Here is a 24,753-nt window from a genome sequence, read left to right on the forward strand (position 1 = left end):
TAAGCGTTCCGGATGGGGCGATTACTCATACGAATGGCGCTTGAGTCCAAGCGAAAGCTGTTTCAGTAGGGAATCCAAGGGCAATTTGTTGCCTGATATCAAAGTCAGGTTCGGATTGGTTGAGACTGTGCGCGCATTCGTGAAGGAATCGATTTGTATCGAATCCAACGCGAAATTGTAAAGCAAAACGTTGCTTTCGACCGTAGATCTCTCTGCAAGATAGACCCAAGTCCGGCGTTCATAGACATTCATGATGGTCTTGGGAAAAGCTTCCTGTACCAGCGGACAACCATAATTGTAAAATTCCATATTGGGGACGTTGTGTTCCCAATTGGGTACGAAAACGATCAGATCGATTTTTTCCTTCGAAGCAAGTTCCGCCAACTTGGCACAGTCTTGCTCCAGATGCCGTTTTTCTTTTGACGGGCATCGCGCCACCGGCAACGGCTTTGTTGACATGCTGATTGACCACCATTTCGGAAAAGCTCGACTTGGAAAAGACCACGGTCACGACCATGGCAACCATTCCGAATTTCAGGTACTTGTCACTGACTTTCAGCAAGTCGCGGTTCCAGAAAAAAGCCAGCCCACTCAACAGTGGAATCCCCAAAAACATCCGTGTGGAGGAGAGGAAAATGGTATCGATATTGTCATTGACCTTGTTGATTCCCAATGTGATAACAATGAACACAATGCCGAAGACCAAGGAAAGCCCTTTGCGCCAATCCCGCTTCAATTGATAGATCCCCAGCAAAAGAATGACCACCAAAATCAGCCATCCCAATGGCCAAATCAAGGGGGTGAAGTAGCCGAAGAATTTGTCAAGGCTCGAGAAGTTTTCGAAGATTTTGCCGAAATCGAATTGGATCTCCCACATCCGATGGACAATGTGCTCGGGGTGGCTCACACGAAGGATTTGGCCCAAAACTCCAGCAACAGCACCGGCATGATCGCAAGGAGGTTGATCGCATAAAACGAAATCTGCCGATAGTTCAGCGTCAGCAAATACAGCATGACGGGCAATGAAAAAACCAGCGAATTCGGATTGAAAATATACCCCAAGGCAAACGAAAAAGCGGCAAGCAGCCATCCCGACTTTTTGGAAGGATGCATCAACGCCGGAGCGAGGAAGCTGCAAAAAAACAAGCCGCTAATGAAGCCCCGCGTGATGGACGTCAAAATCCCATATTCGATCGGCAGCAAAACTGGAATGACCAGAAACACCATTCCTTCAACTTTGAAGCCGTTTTTGAAGAGTTTTCGAGAGAAATATACAAACGGGAACATGGCCAAAAAGGTGGAGCTAATCGGCAATGCATAGAAGTGGGAATACGAAGGAGCAGCAAAGGAACCGCAAATAGCGATTCCAACATGAAATTGTAGTTCTGCCCGTAGAAATACGGCTCGTGAAATTGGCCATGGAGGTAGTCTGTAGCTCCTTGCCAAAAGATCAGGTCATCACTCCCTACGAATTTGAAATTGAAAGTGGAGAGCAAGACGATCCGGTCGATCAACAGCAAAGTGAGCAACAAGGCGAAGGTATTTCTATCTTGATTGCACCATACCAATACTTTTTTCATAGACGCAAGCCAGCCTTTCCACGCCTAACGAGGCTTTCATTGGTTCAAGTTTCACGATTCCAAGGCAGAAATCCAAATCTGAGCAGTCAGCTGCATTTTTCGCTATTAATTGTTCACGATTAATGATTCATTTGCACATGGATTTTCTCAACCACCCCGAAACCGACCGCATCATTGCCGGTGCGCATTGCAAGAAGACGTCCACGAAGGCGACCACACTACTTTGGCATGTATTCCCGCCGAAGCCGTGCAGCGGGCGCGTTGCCTTGTGAAGGACGAGGGCATCATCGCCGGCGTCGCTTTAGCCGAAAGGATCTTCAAGCGTCTCGATCCGGAAATGAAATTCGAGTTGATGATCCCCGACGGCAGTCCCGTCAAGTACGGTGATGTTCCTTTTTACATCGAAGGCCGTACGCAGGCGATCCTCACCGGCGAGCGCCTTGCCCTGAACTGCATGCAGCGCATGAGCGGCATTGCGACGATCACGCATACCATGAATGCGCAATTGGCCGGTCTCCACACCAAATTGCTTGACACGCGCAAGACCACGCCGCTCATTCGCCACCTTGAAAAATGGGCCGTGAAAATCGGCGGCGGAGAGAATCATAGATTCGGACTCTATGACATGATCATGATCAAGGACAATCACCATGATTATGCCGGCGGAATTGCGGCGGCCATCCACCGCACCCACGAATACCTCAAAGCCAAAGGCCTCGACCTCAAAATCGAAGTCGAGACCCGTAATTTGGACGAAGTCAGGGAAGTGCTTCGCACGGGCGGCATCCACCGCATCATGCTCGACAACATGAGCCCGGAACTCATGAAGGAAGCCGTCGCCCTGATCGGCGGGAAGTACGAGACCGAAGCCTCCGGCAATATTGTGTTGGAAAATATCCGCGAAAAGGCGCTGTCAGGCGTGGACTACCTGAGCATGGGTGCGCTCACGCATAGCGTCAAGAGCTTGGATATTTCGCTGAAGGCGGTGAAGTGAAGGGGGGAAGCGGTGGCCTCCCATTAGAAGCGGCGGCCTCCGGCCGCAACGCTGATGCTGCATTCCAGCCTCCGGCTGCTAAAAGAAGAGAATCGCTGACATTGCATTTCCAGTGTCCCGCATGGTGGAGCCTCCGGCTGCCAAAAGAAGAGAAACATTGACGCTGCATTCCAGCCTCCGGCTACCAAAAGAAGAGAATCGCCGACGCTGCATTCACCGTCTTGTCCAGCATGCAAGCGCCTCCGGCTGCCAAATGAAGAAACAACCGTCAGCCGAGAATTGGAGATCACGCCACCGCCCCAGCCGACTCATTAAACTTCCGGTACCACCCCAAAAACACTTTCGGGAACAATACAAATGCCAGCAACGACTGCCCAATAACGAACACCTCACTCGAGCCAGGCATATTGAACTGCTTGTAGGGCATCACAGCTGCCAATACCATGACCAACAACAAACTAAAAACATAATTGAGCACCGGCTTGGAACGCCCCATGGCTTTGTCAGCATTGTATTTCAACCGGAAATACATCGGCAAAAAGGCAAACGTAAACACGAGCGCACCTCCCATAATCATGATGTTGGCCCACGGCCAATGCATGTTTTTGAAAATGTAGCCCACGCCGAATAAAAACGCGGAACTGAAACCCATTGAAAACACAAACTTTTTCATAAGAGAATATTTTTGGTGAAGAATTACAAGGGTCATGGAGTGGTCGATTTCTTCCAATCCGTTGGGGCTCACTTGCATATAGACCTTATGGTAAGCTTCGTGGAAGCCCAATCCGGCCTCCATCGCATCCTCGATCCCACAAGCGAAATGGTCCAGCAATTGATCTCCAAGTCCGGGATGCGAAATCCCCCGCTGCTGAATTTCCTGCTCCAGGAATTCCAGTTGTTGATCGGTGAGTGTGATCATATTGAAAAGGCTAAATCAGGTAGGGGATCAATGAAACGTCGAACGGTGGCAAAAAAGGCAACAAGTTCGGAGACTTGGCTCGCCGCCTCTGTTTTGCCGGTTTCGGTGAGGGCATAATACCGGCGCAAGCGCTTGCCGATATGTTCGTCTTGCACGGTCACGTGGCCGTCGGCCTCGAGCTTGTGCAAGATGGGATACAGCGAACCTTCCTTGAGCAGAATGCGTTCTTCGGAAAGTTCCTTGACCTTCTGCGCGATTTCATAACCGTACATGCGGCCGTGTTGCTTCAGCACCTGCAAAATCAAGGTGTTGAGCGTGCCTCTGAGAAGTTCTTTTGAATACATAGTGCAATGATACATCGGGTATCGATGCATTGCAATAGCAGGTATGATTTTTTTTTTCTTGTAAACCCCTCCTGAAAGGTTAAAAAGAAATTGCGACTGATTCAGGACGATACCAACCCGTTTTGAATCAAGTACATTGTAGGCACTGTTTTCATTGGGCTGTCAGAAAAGCTGCCAAAAGTCATCTTTTGGATTTTCGAATGTCAGGAGATGCAAGTCCTGACCAATTTAATTTTGCACCCAAATCATCTCACTATGAAAACGATTCAGGAAATTTTCTCTCTCAAAGGTAAAGTCGCCATCGTGACGGGCGGCGCCAAAGGGATCGGTCAAGCGATCGCGATTCGATTGGCAGAAGCTGGTGCCCATGTCGCCATTGCAGACATCGACCCAAAAGCTGCGGCCGAAACACAAGCACTCATTGAGAAACTAGGCGGTTCCGCCCGCGTCATTGTGGACGATGCCGCAACGATCGATGATGCAGCAGCGGTCGTGAAATTTGCCGTGGACGCCTTTGGAAGATTGGACATTCTCGTGAACAATGCCGGCATTTTCCGATTTCAATCCTTCGTCGACCTTACCCCCGAAATGTGGGATGCGACCATCAACATCAACCTGAAAGGCGCTGCATTCCTTGCCCAAGCGGCCGCCAAACAGATGATTCAGCAGGGCGAAGGCGGGCGCATCATCAATATTTCCAGCATCGATGCCTACCATCCGACCGGAAATTTGAGCCACTACGATGCCAGCAAGGGCGGACTCGAAATGCTGACCAAGTCGATGGCCCGTGAACTCGCGCAGTTCGGTATTTTGGTCAATTCCATCGCACCGGGCGGAATTGCCACCCCGGGCGTTGCAAGCATGATGGGGGCGGGGACGATGGATGCCGAGACTGCCAAGGCGGTCACTGCTGGATTTTTGGCCACCTTGCCGCTCAAACGCATGGGTGAACCCGAAGAAATCGCCAACATGGCGCTGTTTTTGGCGAGTGCAGCAGGATCCTATTGCGTAGGTTCATCGTTTGTCGTCGATGGCGGTGCTTTGATTCGATAGGATTTTCCGGGATTGGACATTTCGGAAGCGGTAGGTCGATTTTCGAACTTGCCCCGAGGATGGAATTTTCCGATTTCCATGCCGATTCGACCATTGGCCAAGATAAATGCGCCAACGGGAAACTACACCTTATATATATAGGAGGATTTGTCGATTATCGTGTAATCCTTGGACGCGTATTCCATCATTGAAAAAGGGTCGGAGTACGGCATCAGTCAGAATTGTCCGGGAGGAATCAACGTGAACGACCAATCGTATGAAGATCCACAAAATTTGTTTTGTTCTGCTCCTGCTTGCAATTGTTACCAACCTCACTGCTCAGGATATTCGTGAATCCGCGGGGCGGAATTCCGATTTGGACGAGCAAAATGCGGTTACCCCTTGCTTGACCGACCGCGATTATGCCTTGCTGGAACAAGAGGTAAGTACAAATCTCATCCGCCTTGGACTGCAACCTGGGACGAAAAAATCCACGGATGTCGCTTCAGTTTCGCTGGGTTGGCCACTTGAGGCTGATCCGAGCCTGCGCGATTGCAGTTATTATCACGTTTCGGCCTACGTGGACCAAGATACGCTTCCCGGCACGTTTCGGGATTGGAACTGCGGCACCGATACCTACAATGGTCATCGCGGCACCGACATTTCTACATGGCCGTTCAACTTCCACAAGATGGACAATGACCTCGTCAAAGTGGTCGCAGCGGCCCCGGGCACAATCATTGCAAAGCATGATGGCGAATTTGACCGCAACTGCACCGGCAACAATCTCACGGCCAATTACATCATGATCCAGCATGGCGACGGTTCGAGTGCGCTCTATTGGCATATGAAAAATGGCTCCGTGACGCAATCACCCGTGGGTGCTACTGTAGCTGCAGGCGAATATCTGGGTGTGGTCGGTAGTTCCGGTAGTTCGTCTGGGCCCCATTTGCATTTCGAAGTATGGGCGGGTTCTGTTGTCGCAACGCGGATCGATCCCTTTTCCGGTTCCTGCAATGCATTGAACCCAACCACTTGGTGGGCAGCCCAGAGGGATTACAAGGAAACGGCAATCATGCGGGCCTCTGCCCATACCACCGATATCGTGATGCCGCCATGCCCGACCACGGAAACCCTCAACGAGGGCGCTTCCTTCACCATTCCATTCCAAGGGGCTGGATTACCTGCCGGCTACGCCAAATTCTACGTCTTTTTCAGGGAGGAAACGGCGGGATTGACAGCAGACATGAGCATTCTTGATCCTCAAGGCAGTACCTACCTCAACTGGAATTACGTGAGCAGTTCCAGCAACGAAGTCCGGGTGCAGGGTTGGTCCAAGGTCCTGCCGACGACTTCGGGGACCTATACGTTCAGGGCAACCTACAATGGAGTCACCTGCGAATCAACCTTCGACATTGTCGGAATCGTAGGTGCGCAGGAGGCAATGGGGGATGGAATTCGAATCTATCCTAACCCAACCCATGGATCATTGACGGCGGAGCTAGCATCTTATCAGGATGGACTCACCTTTGAGATGTGGGATTTTGCAGGTCAAAAGGTTTTCGAGATGCCGGTCGAAGGGAAGCAGCAACGCTTGGATCTTCCCAGCGAATTGCGTGGTCTGCATTGCTATCGGTTTCTGCGAAACGGTGTGTCGGTAGCATCCGGCAGGGTTCTCGTTGCGGAATAGGCGGCGTCCAAAGGGTTCTGAACAAATCAATCTCGGATGGTAGGTGTCAGTTCGCAGCGAAATAGTCGTTAGATTTTGGTAGCTTAAGGGCTGAATCGGCCCGATGCCTGTTCAAATCTATCCTATGAGACGTTTTTCCCAGGTCCTTCTTTTGATCATCGGATGCCTTAGCCAGGTGCCCTCTGTTTTTTCACAATGCAGTCCTTCACCCAATACGGGCGGCACAACCTTCGCTTATGGCGTCACGGACTCCATTACGCCCGCGGTATTCGAGCCGCAGCCGTTCGTTGCCTGTGACAATTCACTCATTTATTATAGTGGCAACAATCCCGACACTATATATATGGAGTCAAGTTCAAGACTTGTGGTGAGGAGCAGCTTCAATTTGGTCGTCTATCTGCGCAACAATTGTCAGCTGCATATCGACACAACTTCCCCGGGCCTCAAACATTTCAAGGAGATTGTCTACGATCCTACCTTCACCATGTTTGTCGATACCGCGGGCATCACCGTCGTCAATGGATTGACGAGTTGTCCTGGATTGACCTATTCCTATGCTTCATTTCCAAATGGCGTGTCGCCTTGCACCCTTCCAAGCGCTATTGTAGAAGGTCTTGGGAGCTCCGAAATTCATGTCTATCCCCAGCCTGCCCAAGACAGATTGAACATATCCGTTCCCATCTCGATGTCGCAGACCATGTTGACCCTTACCGCGAGTGATGGTCGCTTGGTCGGGCAGCAGCTGATTGGCGCAGGAAATTCGCAGATTGACATTTCCAACCTTTCCGCCGGCATTTACATTTTGATGGCTTCGAATTCAAAACAAAGGATCATTCGCAGGATAGTGGTCGAATAAACCCTTTTAGGCTTCTTAAGCCCTCAACCGTTCATTGGATTGAACGCAAAAAAGGTCAGGCAATTCTATTCTGTGTAAAAATGGGGTTCAGTGGCGATGGCAGCTTCCGTAATTTTGAATTTTGGGGCGATCTGATGGCCTCGAATTCTAGAAAGTTGCATTAAATAAGCACGCGCCAAATGGTTACTCCAATCGAAATTCGTCAACACACCTTTAAGAAAGCATTTCAGGGCTATAACAAAGACGATGTCCACAACTATTTGAATCAGCTTTCGATGGAGTGGGAGCGCATGGTGGAAGACCTCAAGCGCTTGAAACTCGAATTGGAGAAGACTTCTTCGGCCCTCGACAACCTCCGTCAGGTCGAGTCTGCATTGCACAAAACGCTGCTGCAGGCCGAGGAGACTTCCAAATCGACCATTGAGAATGCAAAATCCACTGCCGAACTCCGTATTCAGGAGGCAGAAGCCAAGGCTAAGGAAATGCTGAAGAATGCGATTGAAGACCGTAGCCGCGTCGAAATGCAAACCAATGAACTCGTTGCGCGCAGAAATGAGATCCTGAACCAGCTCAAAAGCTACCTGACGGCGCAGACCGAGCGGTTGCGCACATTTGAGGAAAAGGAAATGAAGGGACCGCTCGCCATGCCGGTCGATATTCGCCATGAACAACCTGTGAAGCCCGAGTCAGAAACCGTAGTGGAGATCAAGACGAAGCCCGAGAATGTTGTGGTAGAGGAAAATGAAACCGGCAACGACAAGGAAAACCATTCCTTTTTTGAAAAATCCGTAGCTTCGACGTCCGTTTCGACTGTCATCAACGACATCGCGGATGAATTGTAAATGATACTTTCAGATTCGAAGATCCTGGAGGCCATTGCCAAAAAGGAGATCGTGATCGAGCCCTATGACAGGGATTGCTTGGGCACAAACAGTTATGATGTACATCTCGGCAAGCACCTTGCCGTTTACGTCGATCCCATTCTTGACGCGCGGAAGCACAATTTGATCCGGGAATTCGAGATTCCGGAGGAGGGATTTGTCCTGATGCCCGGCACACTCTATTTAGGTGTGACCGAGGAATACACGGAGACCCATACCTGCGTACCCTTCTTGGAGGGGAAAAGCAGTGTCGGCCGTTTGGGGATCGACATTCATGCAACGGCGGGAAAAGGAGACGTTGGCTTCTGCAATACCTGGACATTGGAAATTTCGGTTTCGATGCCAGTACGTGTTTATGCAGGAATGCCGATCGGTCAACTCATCTATTTTGCCGTCGATGGCGACATTGTGAACGCATATAACAAGAAGGCTTCTGCGAAATACAACGACCGAACGGTGAAACCTGTGGAGTCCATGATGTGGAAGAACAAATTTTAAGTTCGGCTTTGGTGGATAAAGCAGGTCCATCTGAGCAGAAAAGAAGATTTTATTATCCGATTCGGTATCGTTTTGAAGAATTTTGAAAATTAATTTCCCTCAAAATCCTGCCTTCTGATCACTGAGAATGCGTTTTTCCGACCGGGTGATCAAAAATACTACGAAGGTTCGTAATTTTTTCAAGCTGATTATCAGGTGATTTACGGGATACTTCAAAAAAACTTTCACCCTGCGTTTGCGAATCCAAAACAACCCTCTACCTTTGTCATCCCTCCACAGAAATAGTGGACGGTTCCTCTGGAAAATGAGGAAAAATCTTTGAAAAAAAATATTGCAAAATCGAAAAACACTCGTACCTTTGCAATCCCTTTACGAAAGTAAGGTACTCGACAGGGTTGGATGACCCGAAACGAGTCTAAAAAATGGTTCTTTGACTAGACGAGACAAGAGATCGACATTAAGCACGGGCGCCCAAAATGGCAACGTCCACTTCTATGATCGGGACTGACAGCAGCGATGTTTGTTGGCGAAGGTGGTAGGAGTTGGAAGCTAAAAACAAAAATTATTACAATGGAGAGTTTGATCCTGGCTCAGGATGAACGCTAGCGGCAGGCCTAATACATGCAAGTCGAACGGTAAGGCCCTTTCGGGGGTACACGAGTGGCGGACGGGTGCGTAACGCGTATGCAACATACCTTCAAGCGGGGGATATGCCAGGGAAACTTGCAACACCCCATAGCATTTCGGGACCGCATGGTCTTGGGATTAAATATTTATAGCTTGGAGATTGGCATGCGTGACATTAGCTAGTTGGCGGGGTAACGGCCCACCAAGGCGACGATGTCTAGCTGGTCTGAGAGGATGATCAGCCACACTGGGACTGAGACACGGCCCAGACTCCTACGGGAGGCAGCAGTAGGGAATATTGGACAATGGGGGGAACCCTGATCCAGCCATGCCGCGTGAGGGAAGAAGGTCCTCTGGATTGTAAACCTCTTTTGGCGGGGGACAAACCTGCACTATACGTGCAGCTGAGGGTACCCGCAGAATAAGCACCGGCTAACTCCGTGCCAGCAGCCGCGGTAATACGGAGGGTGCAAGCGTTGTCCGGATTTATTGGGTTTAAAGGGTGCGTAGGCGGTCGAATAAGTCAGCGGTGAAATCCTCCGGCTCAACTGGAGAACTGCCGTTGATACTGTTTGACTTGAGTTCGTCCGAGGTCGCTGGAATGCGTGGTGTAGCGGTGAAATGCATAGATATCACGCAGAACACCGATTGCGAAGGCAGGTGACTGGGACGCGACTGACGCTGAGGCACGAAAGTGTGGGGAGCAAACAGGATTAGATACCCTGGTAGTCCACACCGTAAACGATGGATACTAGGTGTCCGGCCTTTCGGGGCTGGGTGCCCAAGGGAAACCGATAAGTATCCCACCTGGGGAGTACGTCCGCAAGGATGAAACTCAAAGGAATTGACGGGGGCCCGCACAAGCGGTGGAGCATGGTTTAATTCTAAGATACGCGAGGAACCTTACCTGGGCTAGAATGCCCCTGACAGGCCGTGAAAGCGGTTTTTCCTTCGGGACAGGGGTGCAAGGTGCTGCATGGTTGTCGTCAGCTCGTGCCGTGAGGTGTTGGGTTAAGTCCCGCAACGAGCGCAACCCCTATCATTAGTTACCATCGGGTCATGCCGGGGACTCTAATGAGACTGCCTGCGCAAGCAGAGAGGAAGGTGGGGATGACGTCAAATCATCATGGCCCTTACGCCCAGGGCTACACGTGCTACAATGGACGGTACAATGGGTCGCAACACTGCGAAGTGAAGCAAATCTCAAAAAGCCGTTCTCAGTTCGGATCGGAGTCTGCAACTCGACTCCGTGAAGCCGGAATCGCTAGTAATCGCGCATCAGCATGGCGCGGTGAATACGTTCCCGGGCCTTGTACACACCGCCCGTCAAGCCATGGAAGCCGGGGGTACCTGAAGTCGGTGGCCTAACCGCAAGGAGGGAGCCGCCTAGGGTAAAACTGGTGACTGGGGCTAAGTCGTAACAAGGTAGCCGTACCGGAAGGTGCGGCTGGATCACCTCCTTTCTGGAGCTCACGGACGATTGTCCGGGTGTTCGTGCAGTGTCGTCTCTCTTGTCTCAATAGCATAGCTTTGGTACCGCGCTGCGGTACCGGGGATTCTGGAGTCTGGGGCATGGTCGCTTCACGGGCGGCTTGGCACCGGGGCTTGTAGCTCAGGTGGTTAGAGCGCGACACTGATAATGTCGAGGTCCGTGGTTCGAGTCCACGCAGGCCCACGAGGACAGAGCGGGAAAGCAGTGCGAGTGAGGAGAATGAACCCTCTTCACTCACACTCCACCCTCGCACTTCTTCCGGGGGATTAGCTCAGCTGGCTAGAGCACCTGCTTTGCAAGCAGGGGGTCGTCGGTTCGACTCCGACATTCTCCACTAAAAACAGCATGCGTACGGTTCGGTAAATCCGAGCCAGGGATCGACCCCTTCCCGGGGCCCCTTGGCAGGAAACGGACTATGCGGCGCAGCTTTGGTTATTTGACGTACGGCGAAGGGAGGAAGCGGTTGTGCAGCGATGCACGACCGGGCAAAAGAAATTGTATTCGAGCGTTTGGCAAGGCCTTGCCTCGGACGCCCCAGGCGGGCGTCAAAGAGAAAGCAAGGTAGGGCGCACGGTGGATGCCTAGGCATACAGAGGCGAAGAAGGACGCGGTAAGCTGCGAAAAGCTGTGGGTAGGCGCAAACGGCCTTTGATCCACAGGTGTCCGAATGGGGAAACCCTTTAAGTCCGCAAGGACGGCGAACCCCGTGAACTGAAACATCTAAGTAGCGGGAGGAAAATAGAACAATAGTTATTCCCCAAGTAGCGGCGAGCGAACGGGGAACAGCCCAAACCAGGGGAGTCTCGGCTTCCCTGGGGTTGTAGGGCGGGCATAATGGATCCATGAACGAGACCGGAGGACCGTTGGAAAGCGGCGCCAAAGAGGGTGACAGCCCCGTACGGGAATCGAGAGTGGCCAGGCCCTGTCCCTGAGTACCGCGGGACCGGAGAAATCCTGCGGGAATCCGCCAGCACCATCTGGCAAGGCTAAATACTACTGTATGACCGATAGTGTACCAGTACCGTGAGGGAAAGGTGAAAAGCACCCTGGACAAGGGAGTGAAATAGACCCTGAAACCGTGCGCCTGCAATCAATCGGAGCCACTTCGGTGGTGACGGTGTGCCTTTTGCATAATGAGCCTACGAGTTGCTCCTCGGCGGCAAGGTTAAGTCCTTAAGGGACGCAACCGAAGCGAAAGCGAGTCTTCACAGGGCGTGAAGTCGCCGGGGGCAGACGCGAAACCTTGTGATCTACCCATGAGCAGGATGAAGGTTCGGTAAAACGGACTGGAGGTCCGAACGAGTAAACGTTGAAAAGTTTTTCGATGACTTGTGGGTAGGGGTGAAAGGCCAATCAAACTGGGAGATAGCTCGTACTCCCCGAAATGTCTTTAGGGACAGCCTTGTGTATGAGTGTCACGGAGGTAGAGCTACCGATAGGGCTAGGGGGCCTCACCGCCTACCAAACTCTGACGAACTCCGAATGCCGTGACATGCTCCACAGGAGTGAGGGCGGGGGTGCTAAGGTCACCGCCCGAGAGGGAAAGAACCCAGACCACCGGCTAAGGCCCCAAAGTCTGCGCTAAGTTGAGCTAACGAGGTCCGACTGCAGAGACAGCTAGGATGTTGGCTTGGAAGCAGCCATTCATTTAAAGAGTGCGTAACAGCTCACTAGTCGAGCGGTCGGGCATGGATAATGATCGGGCATCAAGCGCAGCGCCGAAGCCGTGGATTGTACAGCGATGTACACTGGTAGGGGAGCATTCTCGTCGCCGGGAAGCTGTGATGCGAGTCATGGTGGAGCGTCGAGAAAAGCAAATGTAGGCATGAGTAACGATAATCAGGGTGGGAAACCCTGACGCCGTAAGACCAAGGTTTCCTGATCAACGCTAATCGGATCAGGGTTAGTCTGGACCTAAGGATAAGCCGAAGGCGATTCCGATGGACAACGGGTTAATATTCCCGTACTGTTTGCATTGCGATGGAGGGACGCAGGAGTGACACTGCCGCCACGAGACGGAATTCGTGGTTAAAGGGTGTAGGGAAACCGAAGCCCGACAGTACCGCAAGGCCCCGGCCGAGCGGATAGTGCAGGTAATCAAGCTGCCTAGAAAAGCTCCTAAGCTTCAGATGCAAATACCAGTACCGTAAACCGACACAGGTGGTCGAGGAGAGTATCCTAAGGCGCTCGAGTGATTCACAGCTAAGGAACTCGGCAAATTCGTCCTGTAACTTCGGGAGAAGGGACGCCTACCCTCGCGAGAGGGAGGCCGCAGTGAAGAGGCCCAGGCGACTGTTTAGCAAAAACACATGGCTTTGCGAATTCGAAAGACGACGTATAAGGCCTGACACCTGCCCGGTGCTGGAAGGTTAAGAGGGGGGTCATCCGCAAGGAGAAGCTCTGAATCGAAGCCCCAGTAAACGGCGGCCGTAACTATAACGGTCCTAAGGTAGCGAAATTCCTTGTCGGGTAAGTTCCGACCTGCACGAATGGTGTAACGATCTGGGCACTGTCTCGGCTGTGAGCTCGGTGAAATTGTACTGCCGGTGAAGATGCCGGCTACCCGCAATGGGACGAAAAGACCCCGTGAACCTTCACTACAGCTTTGCATTGACAACGGGCCAGGGATGTGTAGGATAGGTGGGAGGCTGCGAACCGGTATCGCCAGGTATCGGGGAGCCAGCGGTGAAATACCACCCTTCCCTTGCTTGTTGCCTAACCCCGCGAGGGAGACAGTGCATGGCGGGTAGTTTGACTGGGGTGGTCGCCTCCAAAAGGGTAACGGAGGCTTCCAAAGGTCTGCTCAGCACGCTTGGTAACCGTGCGTAGAGTGCAATAGCATAAGCAGGCTTGACTGAGAGACTTACAAGTCGCACAGGTAGGAAACTAGGGTATAGTGATCCGGCGGTACCGCGTGGAAGGGCCGTCGCTCAAAGGATAAAAGGTACTCCGGGGATAACAGGCTGATCTCCCCCAAGAGCTCATATCGACGGGGAGGTTTGGCACCTCGATGTCGGCTCGTCACATCCTGGGGCTGGAGAAGGTCCCAAGGGTTCGGCTGTTCGCCGATTAAAGTGGCACGCGAGCTGGGTTCAGAACGTCGCGAGACAGTTCGGTCTCTATCTATTGCGGGCGTTAGACGTTTGAGAGGGGCTGGCCTTAGTACGAGAGGACCGGGTCGGACGAACCTCTGGTGCACCTGTTGTGACGCCAGTTGCAGCGCAGGGTAGCTATGTTCGGAAGAGATAAGCACTGAAAGCATCTAAGTGCGAAACTCGCCTCAAGATGAGACGTCTTTATAAGGGTCCTGGGAGACGACCAGGTTGATAGGGTGTAGGTGTAAGCGTGGAGACATGCTCAGCCAAGCACTACTAATTACCCGTAGCTTTCCCCCGCCGCGTGGAGTCCGCGGCGAGGCCGGGCCAGACGCAAGAAACATTCTTCAATTGCCCAAATAAAACGCTTCCTCCCATCCCATGCGCCATCAAGACATTGATGGTGGCTTTAGCAAGGGTGTCCACCTCTTCCCATCCCGAACAGAGAAGTTAAGCCCCTTAGCGCCGATGATACTGCAGTAAAATGCGGGAAAGTAGGTCGCCGCCACTTTTTCATACACAACCCGTTCACCAAAAGTGAACGGGTTTGTGCGTTTTATGGGCATTTCGATTGACTACAGACTTCCAATCTCAATCTTTACAGGTCCAGCGGGCAGACGTTGAGTTCAAAAGGACTCGGCCACAAGACCAATTCTCGCTGCTAAGTGACATTCGGTAATGGCGGGACTCGCATGGGAAACAAATGGTTTACTCCCTGGCTTTGCAATGGCGACTTTGAAGGCTGAGATTTGGCTGGAGATCGATAGGCATTGGCATGAAGCCTTCGACGCCATCATTTGAATTCGCCCCAAGTGACCCCTCTTAATTGCGGTCCGAAACCGAAATTACAATTCGAAAATGGTGAAGTTGTGGTTTGTATAGATGCAAATGTCGGCTGCGATGGTGAGCGCTTCTTCAACCATTTGCCTTGCAGTCAAATGTGGAGCGTGCTTTTTCAAGGCCAAGGCAGCTGATTGGGCATACATTGAGCCTGATCCAATCGACAAAACTTCCTGATCTGGAGAAAGTACGTCTCCTGATCCACTGATGATCAATCCCTCATCTTTGTTCATCACGATCAACATGGCTTCCAAACGACGAAGGTACCTGTCGGTTCTCCAGTCTTTGGCTAATTCAATTGCTGCCCGGCGAAGGTTAGCACGATGCATGTTCAGCTTTTCCTCAAGACGTTCGATCAAGGTCAGTGCGTCGGAGGTGCTGCCGGCAAAGCCGACCAAGATGCCACCCTCTAACTGCCGAACTTTCTTGACGGTACTTTTCGCAATGGTCGTGCCCATCGTGGCTTGTCCATCAGCACCGAGTGCCAATTTGCCATCGTGGAATATTCCTAAAACGGTAGTAGCGTGAATTTTTGGAATCACTTGGTTTTGCGGTCGCGTACGCTGTGCTGATTGTTGTGCGTCTCAAAGGCGTAGATGTCGCCAAAGTTTGCATTGCGCTTTTTGCGCAAAAACTCAAGACGGCCCTTCAAGTCGTTGACTTCCACCAACAATTTGCTCTTGTCAAAAATTGCTTCCGAGCGATAACGGAAGTTGAAGTCGTATTCGTCGCTCATCACAATTGCTTCCTCGGGACAGACATCCTCGCAAAAGCCGCAATAGATGCAACGCAACATGTTGATTTCAAAAGTTTCCGGATACCGCTCCTTGGAGTCGGTAGTCTCCGCAGCTTGCATGCTGATCGCAAGCGGTGGACAGGCGCGTGCGCAGAGTCCACAGGCTACACAGCGTTCCTGACCAAGTTCTTTCACCAATACGGGCCGGCCTCTGAATTCGGCTCCCAAGACAGGACGCTGTTCTGGGTAATTGATCGTGACCTTCTTTCTAAACATGTGTTTGAAAGAAAAGGCCATTCCCTTGAAAATCTCAGGAAAGTACATCTTGTGTACGAAGTTGAGATCCCGCTCTCCTTGTTTTCCGCTTTGGATACCCATATTTCCGAACTAGGAATTAATTGACGTTGCGACACAAAGTAAAACAAAAAAACTAAGAAATTTGTTCCAGAAAAAGGGTTCTTGCCAAATTGATCTGGACAATTGGAGATCACTTCGCAGTGGGTCATGCTGTTCTATGAAAGACATTCGCTATTTCTTTTATTTGTCTCGTCCCATCAACGTGTTCATTACGTTGATAGCCTTTGCATTGGCAGTGCATATCGCGAATGGGAACCTGGCTGTGGCCCTTTCAGATCCTCAGTTTTGGTGGGCTTGCTTGTGTCTTACCGTGATTTCGGCCACAGGCTACTGGGTCAATGATGCGTTTGATTTTAAGATAGACAGGGAAAATAAGCCTCGCAAAGTCATTGTCAATGCCCACCTTTCAGTCAAGAAGGTTTTGACCGCCTACTTCACAACGGTTGTGCTTGTGCTGGCGTTTTCCGTTTTGATGCAGCCTCCTGTACTTTTTGCGGTAAATGCGGGCGCGATCGTTCTCCTTTTTCTATATGCTTCATTGCTCAAGCGCACGACAGTTGTCGGTAATATCGTCATCGCAACGCTCACGGGGTTGGTCGTTTACTACGCAGCATTGTTGTATGTGCCACGTACAGCCTTGATGTGGACGATCATGTTTGCCTTTGAGGTTACTTTCATTCGAGAGGTGGTGAAGGATATGGAGGACATCAAGGGTGATTTGAAGTTTAAATTGCAGACCCTGCCCATTAGGATTGGCCTCAAGGCAACCACAAGGGTGGTCTTCGCGAGTTATTTCGTCTTCGTCGTGAGCTGCTACGCCCCAATCGCAGAGGTTTTGTTACGTGGGTTGCCGTTGAACGTGGCCTATCTCATCAGTTCAATCCTATTTGTGCAAGCACCTGCAGTTTTTTTGGCATCGAAAATCCTCAATGCCAGGGAAACACATGAATTTGGACGGCAAAGTAAAATGCTGAAGTACTTGATCTTCTCCGGGATGCTGTCGGTGTTGTTCCTGATCTAGTGAATCTGCTTTTTGAGATAGTTGGGGTCAGGATTTTCAACGTACAGCTTCGAATTGAGTCCACGCAGGTAATAGCCGCGTCCATCCCACATACGGCGACGTGGATTTTCCATACAGGACTCTGAACAGCATCCTTCAAGTCGATTGGCACAGGAATCGCAGATGAGAAAATGCGCATTGCAGTCTGGGCTGGCACAGTTGATGTATTTTTCTGTTGCCGAACCGCAAACTTTGCATTGTGCGAGCACATCAGGATTTACGTGGTTCACAGGTACCACGACGCGCTGATCAAACACGTAGCAAGAACCCTCAAAATCCTCACCTCCGGCTTCATGACCATAGCGGATGATGCCGCCATGGAGTTGATAGACCTCCTGAAACCCCTCGCGCATGAGGAGCCTGGAAACCTTCTCACATTTGATTCCGCCCGTACAGTAGGTATAGATTTTTTTGTTCTTGTAAGCTTCAAGTTCGGCAAGCTTCTCGGGCAGCTCCCTGAAGTTGTCGATGTCCAGGCTGATAGCGTTTTTAAATTTCCCGAGTTCTGTCTCATAGTTGGACCGCGCATCAAAGATCACGATGTCAGGATCATTGGAATGAAGCATTTCGCGCCATTCTTCGGGCTCCACATAATTGTTGACGGGTTGCGTCATATCCAAGTCTTCCAATCCCAAATGCACGATTTCCGGGCGCACGCGAACGTGCAGTTTCAGGAAGGTATGGCCAGGAACATCGTCAATCTTGAATTGGGTCTCATGAAAAACGGGATGGTCTGCGATCCATTTCATGTACGCACGTATCGGCTCCAAGGGGCCCGATACCGTCCCATTAAGACCTTCCTTGGCGATGAGAATCCGTCCAAGAAGACCATTCGTTTTGCAAAATTCTTCCATTGCATCACGCTCGGCCTCAGGGTCGGGTACTGGAACAAAGTTATAATAGAGCAGCACTTGGTAGGGCTGCGCATTCGCCGATAAAGCAGTATTAGAAGCTTCCATTTTCGGATGCAAAAATAGGCAAAAATAGGTTTTGGAATATGACTTGCCTCAGTTCCCGCCTGCCAATGTGCTTTTTAGGCCTTTGGGATCCGCAGAATTGCAGCTTTTGGTGCCGAAGAAAGCGCTTCCATCCGCAAAAAATATAGGCAAGAAATAGTCCACCCACCCAAAGTCGGGGCAGGAAACGAGAGAAAATTTTTGTCGCAGTTTCAACGAGTTCTGCAACTTTTAAGCGATGGAGCGTGGAGGAACAAGCAGCACTTGGAAAGATAGAATATGCGCTTTGCCGCATCCCAGCCACCACCCTCTACGGAGAGAAGAGGACCATCGTACGCCTAAGATGCAACAAACCGTTGGATTGCACAATTTGACTGGAGATTTACTTCGAATCGTTTTCCATGGGTTTATTCAGTGACAATCCTTTTGCCGGCTTGCCGCTTCCTTTTTTCTAAATTCGCAGCATGAAATCCCCATTCTCAAGACCCTTTGGCTTCCTCGGCATTTTGACCTTTTTGCTCGCATGGCCGACTACCGTTTTGTTCGCACAAGACTCGGTTCCCACGGCTGCGGACACGTCTGCCTTCGTTGTGGGACTACAATCGACGGTGCTGTTTGATTCGTTGGACTATATGGAAACCGGGCAGCACCGCTTCAGTCTGCGGTCGCCCTACGAAACGGTACTGACGCACCTCTATTATTTGCAGGACCAGAATTGGCATCCGGATTCTGCCGCGATGACGCTCAACATTGCAAATCCAATGGGGGAGGAGGCAAAAGAGAAGGCGATCAAGCTTAAGCAGTTTCTCGATGGTGGCGGATATTTCATTGACGTGGATGCATTGCCGCGCAACTCCAATTACACCGATACTGTCTCCGGCCTTCAAAAGTTCGTGCTGACAACTGCCGAGCCAGACGTCTTTTTATATAAGAAGCCTCGGGGTTGGGTCTATTCGTGGACAACGGTTCAGGCAATCGATCGGTTGCATGCGCGTGTTTTTCCATTTGGAACGATGAAATGGCTTCCCAAATGGTCACAGCAGCCCTTTTTGGGGATCAAGTTGTGGCAATTTTTCGGAGTGGTGCTTTTCATCGTGTTTACCGTGCTGCTTCATCAGTTGCTCACGAAGCTGATCGGCGTCTTGCTCGAGTCGGTGTTGCAACGCCACGTTCGCAAAGACAGGGCACTCAAGTTTTTCACAAAAATTGCCCGTCCGATTAGCTTGTTGATCCTGTTTGCCATTTTGAATGTCTTTTACCCTGCACTTCAGTTCTCCGGTGAGGTCAACAAGTGGGTGGTCAACGCGTTTAGAATCATGATTCCGGTCTACCAAATGCTGATCGCGTTGCAAGTGGTAAATCTCCTGATGGCTTATTTTGAGCAACGTGCCAAGGCAAGCAAAAGTACCCTTGACGATCAGCTCATTCCGATGATTCGCAACTTGCTCAAGGGAATCGTCGTGGTGGCAGCGATCATCTACATCATGAACAGATTGGCGGTGGACGTAACTGCCTTGATCGGCGGGGTTGCTTTTGGAACCCTGGCATTTGCATTGGCAGCCCAGGACACGATCAAAAATCTGTTTGGTTCAGTGGTGATTTTCCTGGACCGCCCGTTTCAAATTGGCGATTGGATCATCATTGGTGAGCATGAAGGCGTGGTAGAGGAAGTGAGTGTACGTTCCACCCGCATCCGTACGTTTGGAAATTCGCTGATTTCGATTCCCAATGGAAATATTGCTTCTGCTGCCATCAACAACATGGGTGCAAGGGTTTATAGGAGGTTTGTCACTCGAATCAATCTGCATTATACGACGCCACCTGCCCTCATCGAACTGTTTGTCGAGGGTATCCGCGAGCTCGTAAGGCAACACCCGGGTACAAGAAAGGAAGCGTTTGAAGTCCATTTCGAGACGATGGACGACAATTCGTTGCAGGTTTTGGTCTATGTTTTCTTTTCCGTACCGTCCTGGACGCAGGAATTGGAGGGCCGACAGTCCCTCTTATTGTCCATTTTGGAGCTGGCAAAGCAGTTGGATGTCAATTTTGCCTTTCCCAAACAGGTCATTAACATCCACACAGCGCCGCCGGAAGCCGGGTTGGTTGAACCGTTAGCCTTTGACTTGGAGTCTGCCAAGGCCGCCATGGTCCGATTTCTTGCCGATAACAAGGCGCGTCAGGCGCAACCCAGACCTAGAACGGAAGTCCTCTTGGGCGGTTCCGACGTTGATTCCGACAGCGGACAGGTAAATGTGTGAAGATGGCGTGAGCTCTGGGGAGATGATTGGATAAAACCATCCAGAATCAAGGTTACAGCCCGTTGATCGAAAGAAAATGGGCCTGAAAAAGTGGGCTGTAATCATGTATGCTTGAAATTTTGCCCCAATCCAGCGGCAGATGTCTTCGTCGTTGTTAACGTAGGCAGACCGTCTCACCCTGATCAATGAAAGGATCCGAGTTTTTAGGCGTTAGCTTCCAGAATCTAATTGGTGGCAAACTAGGTTGCTCGCAAAAAAGGTCAACCCAGACCTGCATTTTTTTGCAATTGACCTGAAAATCGCTATTTTTGAGTTGGAAGATAGGAAAACACAGTTTTCCCTGCAGGTTTGACTCGTGCCTGCCAGACATTTTAGATTGCGCCATCCCCTGATAGGAATTTCGGGGTGGAGGTCCATTTTCTAAAAAATAGCAAAAATATCTTACATGCTTCATTGGGAAAATGTGCCATGATTGGGCCTTGCTGGGCCAAGGGCCGAAGTCCATGGACTACTTTTGTACGGCTAAGAATAAGTCGCAAATTGATCGGTGTTTGTTGGGTCTAAAGTGGCGGTAGAATGTGCCCATTTGCATGAATGGGTTAGTTTTTCAACCGTGATAGGGTTGTTTTGCGAGGATTGGAATCTTGCTAATTTAGATTTGGCCACTCAGGTTCATTGCAAGATGCAAGCCTGATGAAATGTGATATGTTTGCCTGCATTTCTTTCATGCATCAGCGATAGCACGAAACTTTTTATTTGCATTTTCCGAATACGATGTGAGATATTTGCACTCATAGAACTCGTGATTTAGAACTCGGTATTGTATTATCTGTAAGAATCCCACTCGTTGAACTCGTAGAGAAGTCTGTGTATCAGTCTGTCTTCCAATCGGTTCTTCCAGATGCAATGCTGTAGTGTTTGTTTGTGTATTGATAGATATAGTAGAATTTTTTTGTAGTTACATTATGTTTCACCGTCCAGCATAATATTATGTTGGCCAAAGAACTTTTTGTTATGAAACAGAGAGAACTCGTTCCATGTGCCGCTTGCGGCAGTGACAATTATGCTTTGTACCCTGTGCACCTAAACCCTTGGCTGCCACAGAACTACACGTACTCGAAATGCAACGAATGCGATTTTGTGTACGTGAACCCTCGTCCTCTGCCTGAGGAGGTGGAGGAAATTTATGCTGCGCATACGAATCCCTTTGACCAGGAAGAGTATGAAGGCTTGGACGTTGAAGGTGAAACCCTCGAAAGATTGGTGCATCGCCTCAAACGCGAAATGCCCGAAGGTCACATGCTTGACATGGGATGCGGTCGTGGCGATTTCCTGAAAGTTGCTCACAATCATGGATATACGGTTCAGGGTTCTGACCTCTCAACCGCCGATGGGCCACACAAAGACATCCCGATTTTTCAGGGATTTCTCAAAGATGCCAATTTCCACGCTGAGGAATTTGACATTATCGTCACCAGAAACACGCTAGAGCACATTTTTGACCCGAATGAAGACCTACGGGAACTCAATCGTATTTTGAAGCCCGGAGGCTTACTTTATGTCAAAGTGCCGCACGTAAAATATGAAGAAGGTTGGAGATGTAAGGCGTTTTTTGGGTTTAAATCCCTCTTTACACCTCCTGTGCACCTCAACCATTTTAGCACCTCTACCTTGAGCGGAATATTGAACCGTAACGGATTTGAGGTCATCTCCTGGGAGAGTGAAAAGCCTTCTAAATCAAAGAATAAGCTCAAAAATGCCGTTCTTGAAACAGGTTATGCTGCCATCGATACGATGAAGGCTGTGACCATGGGAAAGGCATTTCCAAAGCCCGTACTTTGTGTTTTGGTACGCAAAATTGGCGTGCCAACCTACTCCGTAACGTTGGATCTTCCACTTCGTGAGCCAATTCATCCAGTATCAACCGATGCTGTAACGAAATTGCGCAAAGATGTGAAAAAGAGACAGCTCACGGCTTGATTGAAATCTAAGTTTGCAGCGTTCTTTTTCAGTTTTTATTCAGATCGTTTCCTCAGGAATTTTCCAAAGTTTCTTGACTGGAATCGATATGCATGAAAATTGTTAAAAATCGTTCTTTTTCGGCAAGCGCTGATCAGTTTGGGAGGAACGCCTAGGCTGAAAGGTTTTGCCGCTCGTGTACTGCAACGAGTTCTCTATATCTATACACTAATGAAACTCGGGGCTCCCCGCCCCGGTTTCATTTTTTTTTGTGTATACCCCAAGACGGAACACAACGCCTTCACCCCAAGGCGGAACACAGCTCTTCCACCCCAAGACGGAACAGAGCGCCGCCACCCCAAGTCGGAACACAGCTCCGCCACCCCAAGCATCCCAGCTTCAGTCTCGCAGTTCGGCAAATACCCTCAACGATTCAAGTACCGTTGTGAATTCGCTTTGAAATCTTGAATGGTCCTTTGGATTCCTTCCGCCAAGTCAATCGTATGGTGGAATCCCAGCGCGTGCAAACGACTTACATCGAGCCATTTCCTTGGGGTTCCATTGGGTTTGCTGCTGTCCCAGACGATTTTTCCTGCGTAGCCGATGGCTTCTTGGATCGCTTCTGCAAGTTGTTTGATCGTGACGTCGATTCCGGTTCCAATGTTCACAAATCCCGGCTCGTTGTAGGTTTCCATCAGGTGTAGGCACGCAGCCGCGCAGTCGTCCACATGAAGAAATTCGCGACGTGGACTGCCGTCGCCCCAAAGTGTGACTTCAGGCTGCGAACCTTCCTTTGCTTCCCAGAATTTTCTGATCATCGCCGGCAAGACGTGGCTTCCTTGAAGATCATAGTTGTCATTGGGGCCGTAAAGATTGGTGGGCATCGCAGAAATGAAGTTGTCGCCGTACTGCGCCCGATAGGTTTCACAGAGTTTGATGCCCGCGATTTTTGCGATCGCATAGGGTTCATTGGTCGGCTCCAGCAATCCTGTCAGGAGTGCATCCTCTGTGATGGGTTGCGGTGCCATTTTGGGATAGATACAAGATGAGCCTAAAAAGAGCAGCTTTTTCACGCCATTCAGATGCGCTTGATGAATCACATTGCTCTGAATCATCAAGTTATCATAAATGAATTCGGCGCGACGGCTATTGTTGGCGACGATGCCGCCGACTTTCGCTGCTGCCAGGAATACATAGTCCGGCTTTTCCTGTGCAAAGAATTCGGCGACTGCCGCCTGATTGCAGAGGTCGAGTTCGTGGTGCGTTCGCACCATGATGTTGCTGAAGCCGGCAAGCTCCAATTGGCGCACAATGGCCGAGCCGACCATTCCGCGGTGGCCCGCAACATAAATCTTAGCTGATTTTTCCATAAGAGGCGACTTGGGATGCTTCCTTGAGATCGTTTTCCATCATGATGGAGACCAATTCCTCGATACCGACTTTGGCCGTCCAACCCAATTCACGCGCTGCTTTAGAGGCATCGCCAATCAGCAGGTCCACTTCGGCAGGCCTGAAATACCTGGGATCAATCACCACGATGGTCTTTCCCGTTTTGCGGTCAATGCCCTTTTCATTGATTCCTTCGCCTTCCCATGCAATCTCGAATCCTGCGTATGCAGCCGCCAATTCGACAAAGTACCGCACCGTATAGCATTTTCCAGTAGCAATCACGTAATCCTCGGGCTGCGGCTGCTGCAACATCAACCACATCGCTTCCACATATTCCTTTGCATATCCCCAGTCGCGTTCGGCATCCAAATTGCCCAGTTTCAAGACATCTCGGAGGCCAAATTTGATTTCGCTCAAGCACATCGTGATTTTCCGCGTCACAAACGTCTTGCCCCTGCGCTCGGATTCGTGGTTGAAGAGAATCCCGTTGCAGGCATACAATTGGTAGGCTTCGCGGTAATTTTTGGTGATCCAGTAGGCATAGATTTTCGCCACCGCATACGGGCTCCGCGGATAAAAGGGCGTTTGCTCCGTTTGCGGAATTTCTTGCACCTTCCCGTAGAGCTCAGAAGTTGAAGCCTGATAAAAGCGCGCCCCCGGGCAGTGGTTCATCATCGCGTCCAAAATGCGAAGGGTCCCGATCGCATCGACTTGTGCGGTGTATTCGGGAACTTCGTAGGAAACTTGAACATGGCTCTGTGCGCCAAGGTTGTAAATTTCGTCAGGTTGGATCTTCGAGAGGAGTTTGTTCAGATTCGCAGAATCGGTCAGGTCCCCATGATAAAGCGTCAAACCTTCTCGGAGGTGATCGATGCGCTGCGTGTTGAAATTGCTCGCGCGACGGATGATGCCATGCACTTCATAGCCTTTTGCCAGCAGGAGTTCGGTCATGAATGACCCGTCTTGCCCGCTGATACCCGTGATCAATGCCTTTTTCATTCAGTTTTCAATTGCATTGCAAAGCTACGGTCATGCATCCAAGGCGCAAAACAGAAGGCAAAAGTTTAGCTGTGGGTCTCGTTGGGCGGGATTCAGGCCTTCGGATGCTGAATTCGCGGTCTCCAAAATATCTTCTAACTTCTTTGATCGCTTGGAATCAGCAGGCATCGCCAAAAATGTTAACTTTGAGA

The 24,753-nt window shown here is 50.4% G+C and carries 20 protein-coding genes, 2 tRNA genes and 3 rRNA genes; 15 read left to right on the forward strand and 10 right to left on the reverse strand.

Annotated elements, in window-relative coordinates:
- Positions 1–21 precede the first annotated feature (21 nt).
- The 3 genes from IPN95_09750 to IPN95_09760 are packed head-to-tail and all read right to left on the reverse strand — an operon-like array spanning position 22 to position 1,287.
- The gene (locus IPN95_09750; GenBank protein ID MBK9449687.1) at positions 22–252 is read right to left on the reverse strand and encodes a hypothetical protein; all 231 of its coding nucleotides are present in this window, start codon (positions 250–252) and stop codon (positions 22–24) included.
- Entirely contained in the window at positions 239–925 is a 687-nt protein-coding gene (locus IPN95_09755) for a hypothetical protein (GenBank protein MBK9449688.1), read from the reverse strand. Before IPN95_09755 ends, IPN95_09750 begins: the two co-directional genes overlap by 14 nt.
- Complete coding sequence (locus IPN95_09760) at positions 904–1,287, reverse strand: hypothetical protein (GenBank protein ID MBK9449689.1); 384 nt, start codon at positions 1,285–1,287, stop codon at positions 904–906. The genes IPN95_09755 and IPN95_09760 overlap by 22 nt, the downstream gene beginning before the upstream one ends.
- 131 nt (positions 1,288–1,418) lie before the next feature.
- On the opposite strand from IPN95_09760, the gene IPN95_09765 reads away from it, so the two are divergent.
- Together IPN95_09765 and nadC are read left to right on the forward strand one after the other, a co-directional pair.
- Complete coding sequence (locus IPN95_09765) at positions 1,419–1,703, forward strand: hypothetical protein (protein ID MBK9449690.1); 285 nt, start codon at positions 1,419–1,421, stop codon at positions 1,701–1,703.
- Positions 1,699–2,574 (forward strand): carboxylating nicotinate-nucleotide diphosphorylase, encoded by an 876-nt coding sequence (nadC, locus tag IPN95_09770; GenBank protein MBK9449691.1) that lies wholly within the window; start codon positions 1,699–1,701, stop codon positions 2,572–2,574. The genes IPN95_09765 and nadC overlap by 5 nt, the downstream gene beginning before the upstream one ends.
- Positions 2,575–2,860: 286 nt before the next feature.
- Here the strand turns inward: nadC and IPN95_09775 are convergent, their stop codons facing one another.
- Together IPN95_09775 and IPN95_09780 are read right to left on the reverse strand one after the other, a co-directional pair.
- The gene (locus tag IPN95_09775) at positions 2,861–3,493 is read right to left on the reverse strand and encodes a hypothetical protein (GenBank protein MBK9449692.1); all 633 of its coding nucleotides are present in this window, start codon (positions 3,491–3,493) and stop codon (positions 2,861–2,863) included.
- Positions 3,490–3,837 (reverse strand): helix-turn-helix transcriptional regulator, encoded by a 348-nt coding sequence (locus IPN95_09780; protein MBK9449693.1) that lies wholly within the window; start codon positions 3,835–3,837, stop codon positions 3,490–3,492. The genes IPN95_09775 and IPN95_09780 overlap by 4 nt, the downstream gene beginning before the upstream one ends.
- A 255-nt stretch (positions 3,838–4,092) precedes the next feature.
- Between IPN95_09780 and IPN95_09785 the strand changes: the two genes are divergently transcribed.
- The 10 genes from IPN95_09785 to rrf all read left to right on the forward strand — a co-directional run bounded on the left by IPN95_09785 (position 4,093) and on the right by rrf (position 14,519).
- Positions 4,093–4,890, forward strand: a complete 798-nt coding sequence (locus tag IPN95_09785; protein ID MBK9449694.1) for an SDR family oxidoreductase — start codon at positions 4,093–4,095, stop codon at positions 4,888–4,890.
- 256 nt (positions 4,891–5,146) lie between these two features.
- Complete coding sequence (locus tag IPN95_09790; GenBank protein MBK9449695.1) at positions 5,147–6,559, forward strand: M23 family metallopeptidase; 1,413 nt, start codon at positions 5,147–5,149, stop codon at positions 6,557–6,559.
- Positions 6,560–6,683: 124 nt separating this feature from the next.
- Complete coding sequence (locus tag IPN95_09795) at positions 6,684–7,415, forward strand: T9SS type A sorting domain-containing protein (protein MBK9449696.1); 732 nt, start codon at positions 6,684–6,686, stop codon at positions 7,413–7,415.
- Between the two features lie 179 nt (positions 7,416–7,594).
- A complete protein-coding gene (locus IPN95_09800) occupies positions 7,595–8,257 on the forward strand; it encodes a DivIVA domain-containing protein (protein ID MBK9449697.1) in 663 nt (220 codons plus the stop codon).
- Positions 8,258–8,794, forward strand: coding sequence for a dCTP deaminase (locus tag IPN95_09805; protein ID MBK9449698.1), 537 nt, complete (start codon positions 8,258–8,260; stop codon positions 8,792–8,794). It begins immediately after the preceding gene.
- A gap of 567 nt (positions 8,795–9,361) precedes the next feature.
- Positions 9,362–10,884, forward strand: a 16S ribosomal RNA gene (locus IPN95_09810).
- A 138-nt stretch (positions 10,885–11,022) separates the two neighbouring features.
- Positions 11,023–11,096 (forward strand) — tRNA-Ile (locus IPN95_09815).
- 77 nt (positions 11,097–11,173) lie between these two features.
- Positions 11,174–11,247: transfer RNA gene (locus tag IPN95_09820), tRNA-Ala, on the forward strand.
- A 216-nt stretch (positions 11,248–11,463) separates the two neighbouring features.
- A 23S ribosomal RNA gene (locus IPN95_09825) occupies positions 11,464–14,307 on the forward strand.
- 100 nt (positions 14,308–14,407) lie between these two features.
- Positions 14,408–14,519 (forward strand): 5S ribosomal RNA (rrf, locus tag IPN95_09830).
- The 16S, 23S and 5S rRNA genes sit together here with 2 tRNA genes alongside, the layout of an rRNA operon.
- Before the next feature lie 334 nt (positions 14,520–14,853).
- On the opposite strand, the gene hslV is transcribed toward rrf, so the two are convergent.
- Complete coding sequence (gene hslV, locus IPN95_09835) at positions 14,854–15,387, reverse strand: ATP-dependent protease subunit HslV (GenBank protein ID MBK9449699.1); 534 nt, start codon at positions 15,385–15,387, stop codon at positions 14,854–14,856.
- Positions 15,387–15,962 (reverse strand): NADH-quinone oxidoreductase subunit I, encoded by a 576-nt coding sequence (locus IPN95_09840; GenBank protein MBK9449700.1) that lies wholly within the window; start codon positions 15,960–15,962, stop codon positions 15,387–15,389. Before IPN95_09840 ends, hslV begins: the two co-directional genes overlap by 1 nt.
- A 136-nt stretch (positions 15,963–16,098) precedes the next feature.
- Here IPN95_09840 and IPN95_09845 point away from each other — a divergent pair, with 136 nt between their 5' ends.
- Positions 16,099–16,962: a geranylgeranylglycerol-phosphate geranylgeranyltransferase gene (locus IPN95_09845; protein MBK9449701.1), complete on the forward strand. Its 864-nt coding sequence runs from the start codon at positions 16,099–16,101 to the stop codon at positions 16,960–16,962.
- Here the strand turns inward: IPN95_09845 and IPN95_09850 are convergent.
- Positions 16,959–17,960 (reverse strand): rhodanese-related sulfurtransferase, encoded by a 1,002-nt coding sequence (locus IPN95_09850; GenBank protein ID MBK9449702.1) that lies wholly within the window; start codon positions 17,958–17,960, stop codon positions 16,959–16,961. The genes IPN95_09845 and IPN95_09850 overlap by 4 nt on opposite strands.
- Positions 17,961–18,421: 461 nt before the next feature.
- On the opposite strand from IPN95_09850, the gene IPN95_09855 reads away from it, so the two are divergent.
- Both IPN95_09855 and IPN95_09860 read left to right on the forward strand, forming a co-directional pair.
- Positions 18,422–20,215 carry a mechanosensitive ion channel family protein gene (locus tag IPN95_09855; protein ID MBK9449703.1) on the forward strand — a complete coding sequence of 598 codons (1,794 nt, stop codon included), beginning with the start codon at positions 18,422–18,424 and terminating at the stop codon, positions 20,213–20,215.
- 990 nt (positions 20,216–21,205) lie between these two features.
- Positions 21,206–22,195, forward strand: a complete 990-nt coding sequence (locus IPN95_09860; GenBank protein MBK9449704.1) for a class I SAM-dependent methyltransferase — start codon at positions 21,206–21,208, stop codon at positions 22,193–22,195.
- Between the two features lie 404 nt (positions 22,196–22,599).
- Here the strand turns inward: IPN95_09860 and IPN95_09865 are convergent, their stop codons facing one another.
- Positions 22,600–23,544: a GDP-L-fucose synthase gene (locus tag IPN95_09865; protein ID MBK9449705.1), complete on the reverse strand. Its 945-nt coding sequence runs from the start codon at positions 23,542–23,544 to the stop codon at positions 22,600–22,602.
- Positions 23,528–24,562 (reverse strand): GDP-mannose 4,6-dehydratase, encoded by a 1,035-nt coding sequence (gmd, locus tag IPN95_09870; GenBank protein ID MBK9449706.1) that lies wholly within the window; start codon positions 24,560–24,562, stop codon positions 23,528–23,530. Before gmd ends, IPN95_09865 begins: the two co-directional genes overlap by 17 nt.
- Positions 24,563–24,753: the final 191 nt, after the last annotated feature.

It is taken from the genome of Bacteroidota bacterium, assembly GCA_016718825.1.
Taxonomy (GTDB): domain Bacteria; phylum Bacteroidota; class Bacteroidia; order J057; family JADKCL01; genus JADKCL01.

Excerpts from the sequence above, each read along its gene's own strand:
- IPN95_09750 (MBK9449687.1), bottom strand. The coding sequence starts at position 252 with ATGAATGTCTATGAACGCCGGACTTGGGTCTATCTTGCAGAGAGATCT.
- IPN95_09760 (MBK9449689.1), bottom strand. The coding sequence starts at position 1,287 with ATGTTCCCGTTTGTATATTTCTCTCGAAAACTCTTCAAAAACGGCTTC.
- IPN95_09765 (MBK9449690.1), top strand. The coding sequence starts at position 1,419 with ATGGAGGTAGTCTGTAGCTCCTTGCCAAAAGATCAGGTCATCACTCCC.
- IPN95_09775 (MBK9449692.1), bottom strand. The coding sequence starts at position 3,493 with ATGATCACACTCACCGATCAACAACTGGAATTCCTGGAGCAGGAAATT.
- IPN95_09780 (MBK9449693.1), bottom strand. The coding sequence starts at position 3,837 with ATGTATTCAAAAGAACTTCTCAGAGGCACGCTCAACACCTTGATTTTG.
- IPN95_09785 (MBK9449694.1), top strand. The coding sequence starts at position 4,093 with ATGAAAACGATTCAGGAAATTTTCTCTCTCAAAGGTAAAGTCGCCATC.
- IPN95_09790 (MBK9449695.1), top strand. The coding sequence starts at position 5,147 with ATGAAGATCCACAAAATTTGTTTTGTTCTGCTCCTGCTTGCAATTGTT.
- IPN95_09795 (MBK9449696.1), top strand. The coding sequence starts at position 6,684 with ATGAGACGTTTTTCCCAGGTCCTTCTTTTGATCATCGGATGCCTTAGC.
- IPN95_09800 (MBK9449697.1), top strand. The coding sequence starts at position 7,595 with ATGGTTACTCCAATCGAAATTCGTCAACACACCTTTAAGAAAGCATTT.
- IPN95_09805 (MBK9449698.1), top strand. The coding sequence starts at position 8,258 with ATGATACTTTCAGATTCGAAGATCCTGGAGGCCATTGCCAAAAAGGAG.
- IPN95_09840 (MBK9449700.1), bottom strand. The coding sequence starts at position 15,962 with ATGGGTATCCAAAGCGGAAAACAAGGAGAGCGGGATCTCAACTTCGTA.
- IPN95_09845 (MBK9449701.1), top strand. The coding sequence starts at position 16,099 with ATGAAAGACATTCGCTATTTCTTTTATTTGTCTCGTCCCATCAACGTG.
- IPN95_09850 (MBK9449702.1), bottom strand. The coding sequence starts at position 17,960 with ATGGAAGCTTCTAATACTGCTTTATCGGCGAATGCGCAGCCCTACCAA.
- IPN95_09855 (MBK9449703.1), top strand. The coding sequence starts at position 18,422 with ATGAAATCCCCATTCTCAAGACCCTTTGGCTTCCTCGGCATTTTGACC.
- IPN95_09860 (MBK9449704.1), top strand. The coding sequence starts at position 21,206 with ATGTTGGCCAAAGAACTTTTTGTTATGAAACAGAGAGAACTCGTTCCA.
- IPN95_09865 (MBK9449705.1), bottom strand. The coding sequence starts at position 23,544 with ATGGAAAAATCAGCTAAGATTTATGTTGCGGGCCACCGCGGAATGGTC.
- gmd (MBK9449706.1), bottom strand. The coding sequence starts at position 24,562 with ATGAAAAAGGCATTGATCACGGGTATCAGCGGGCAAGACGGGTCATTC.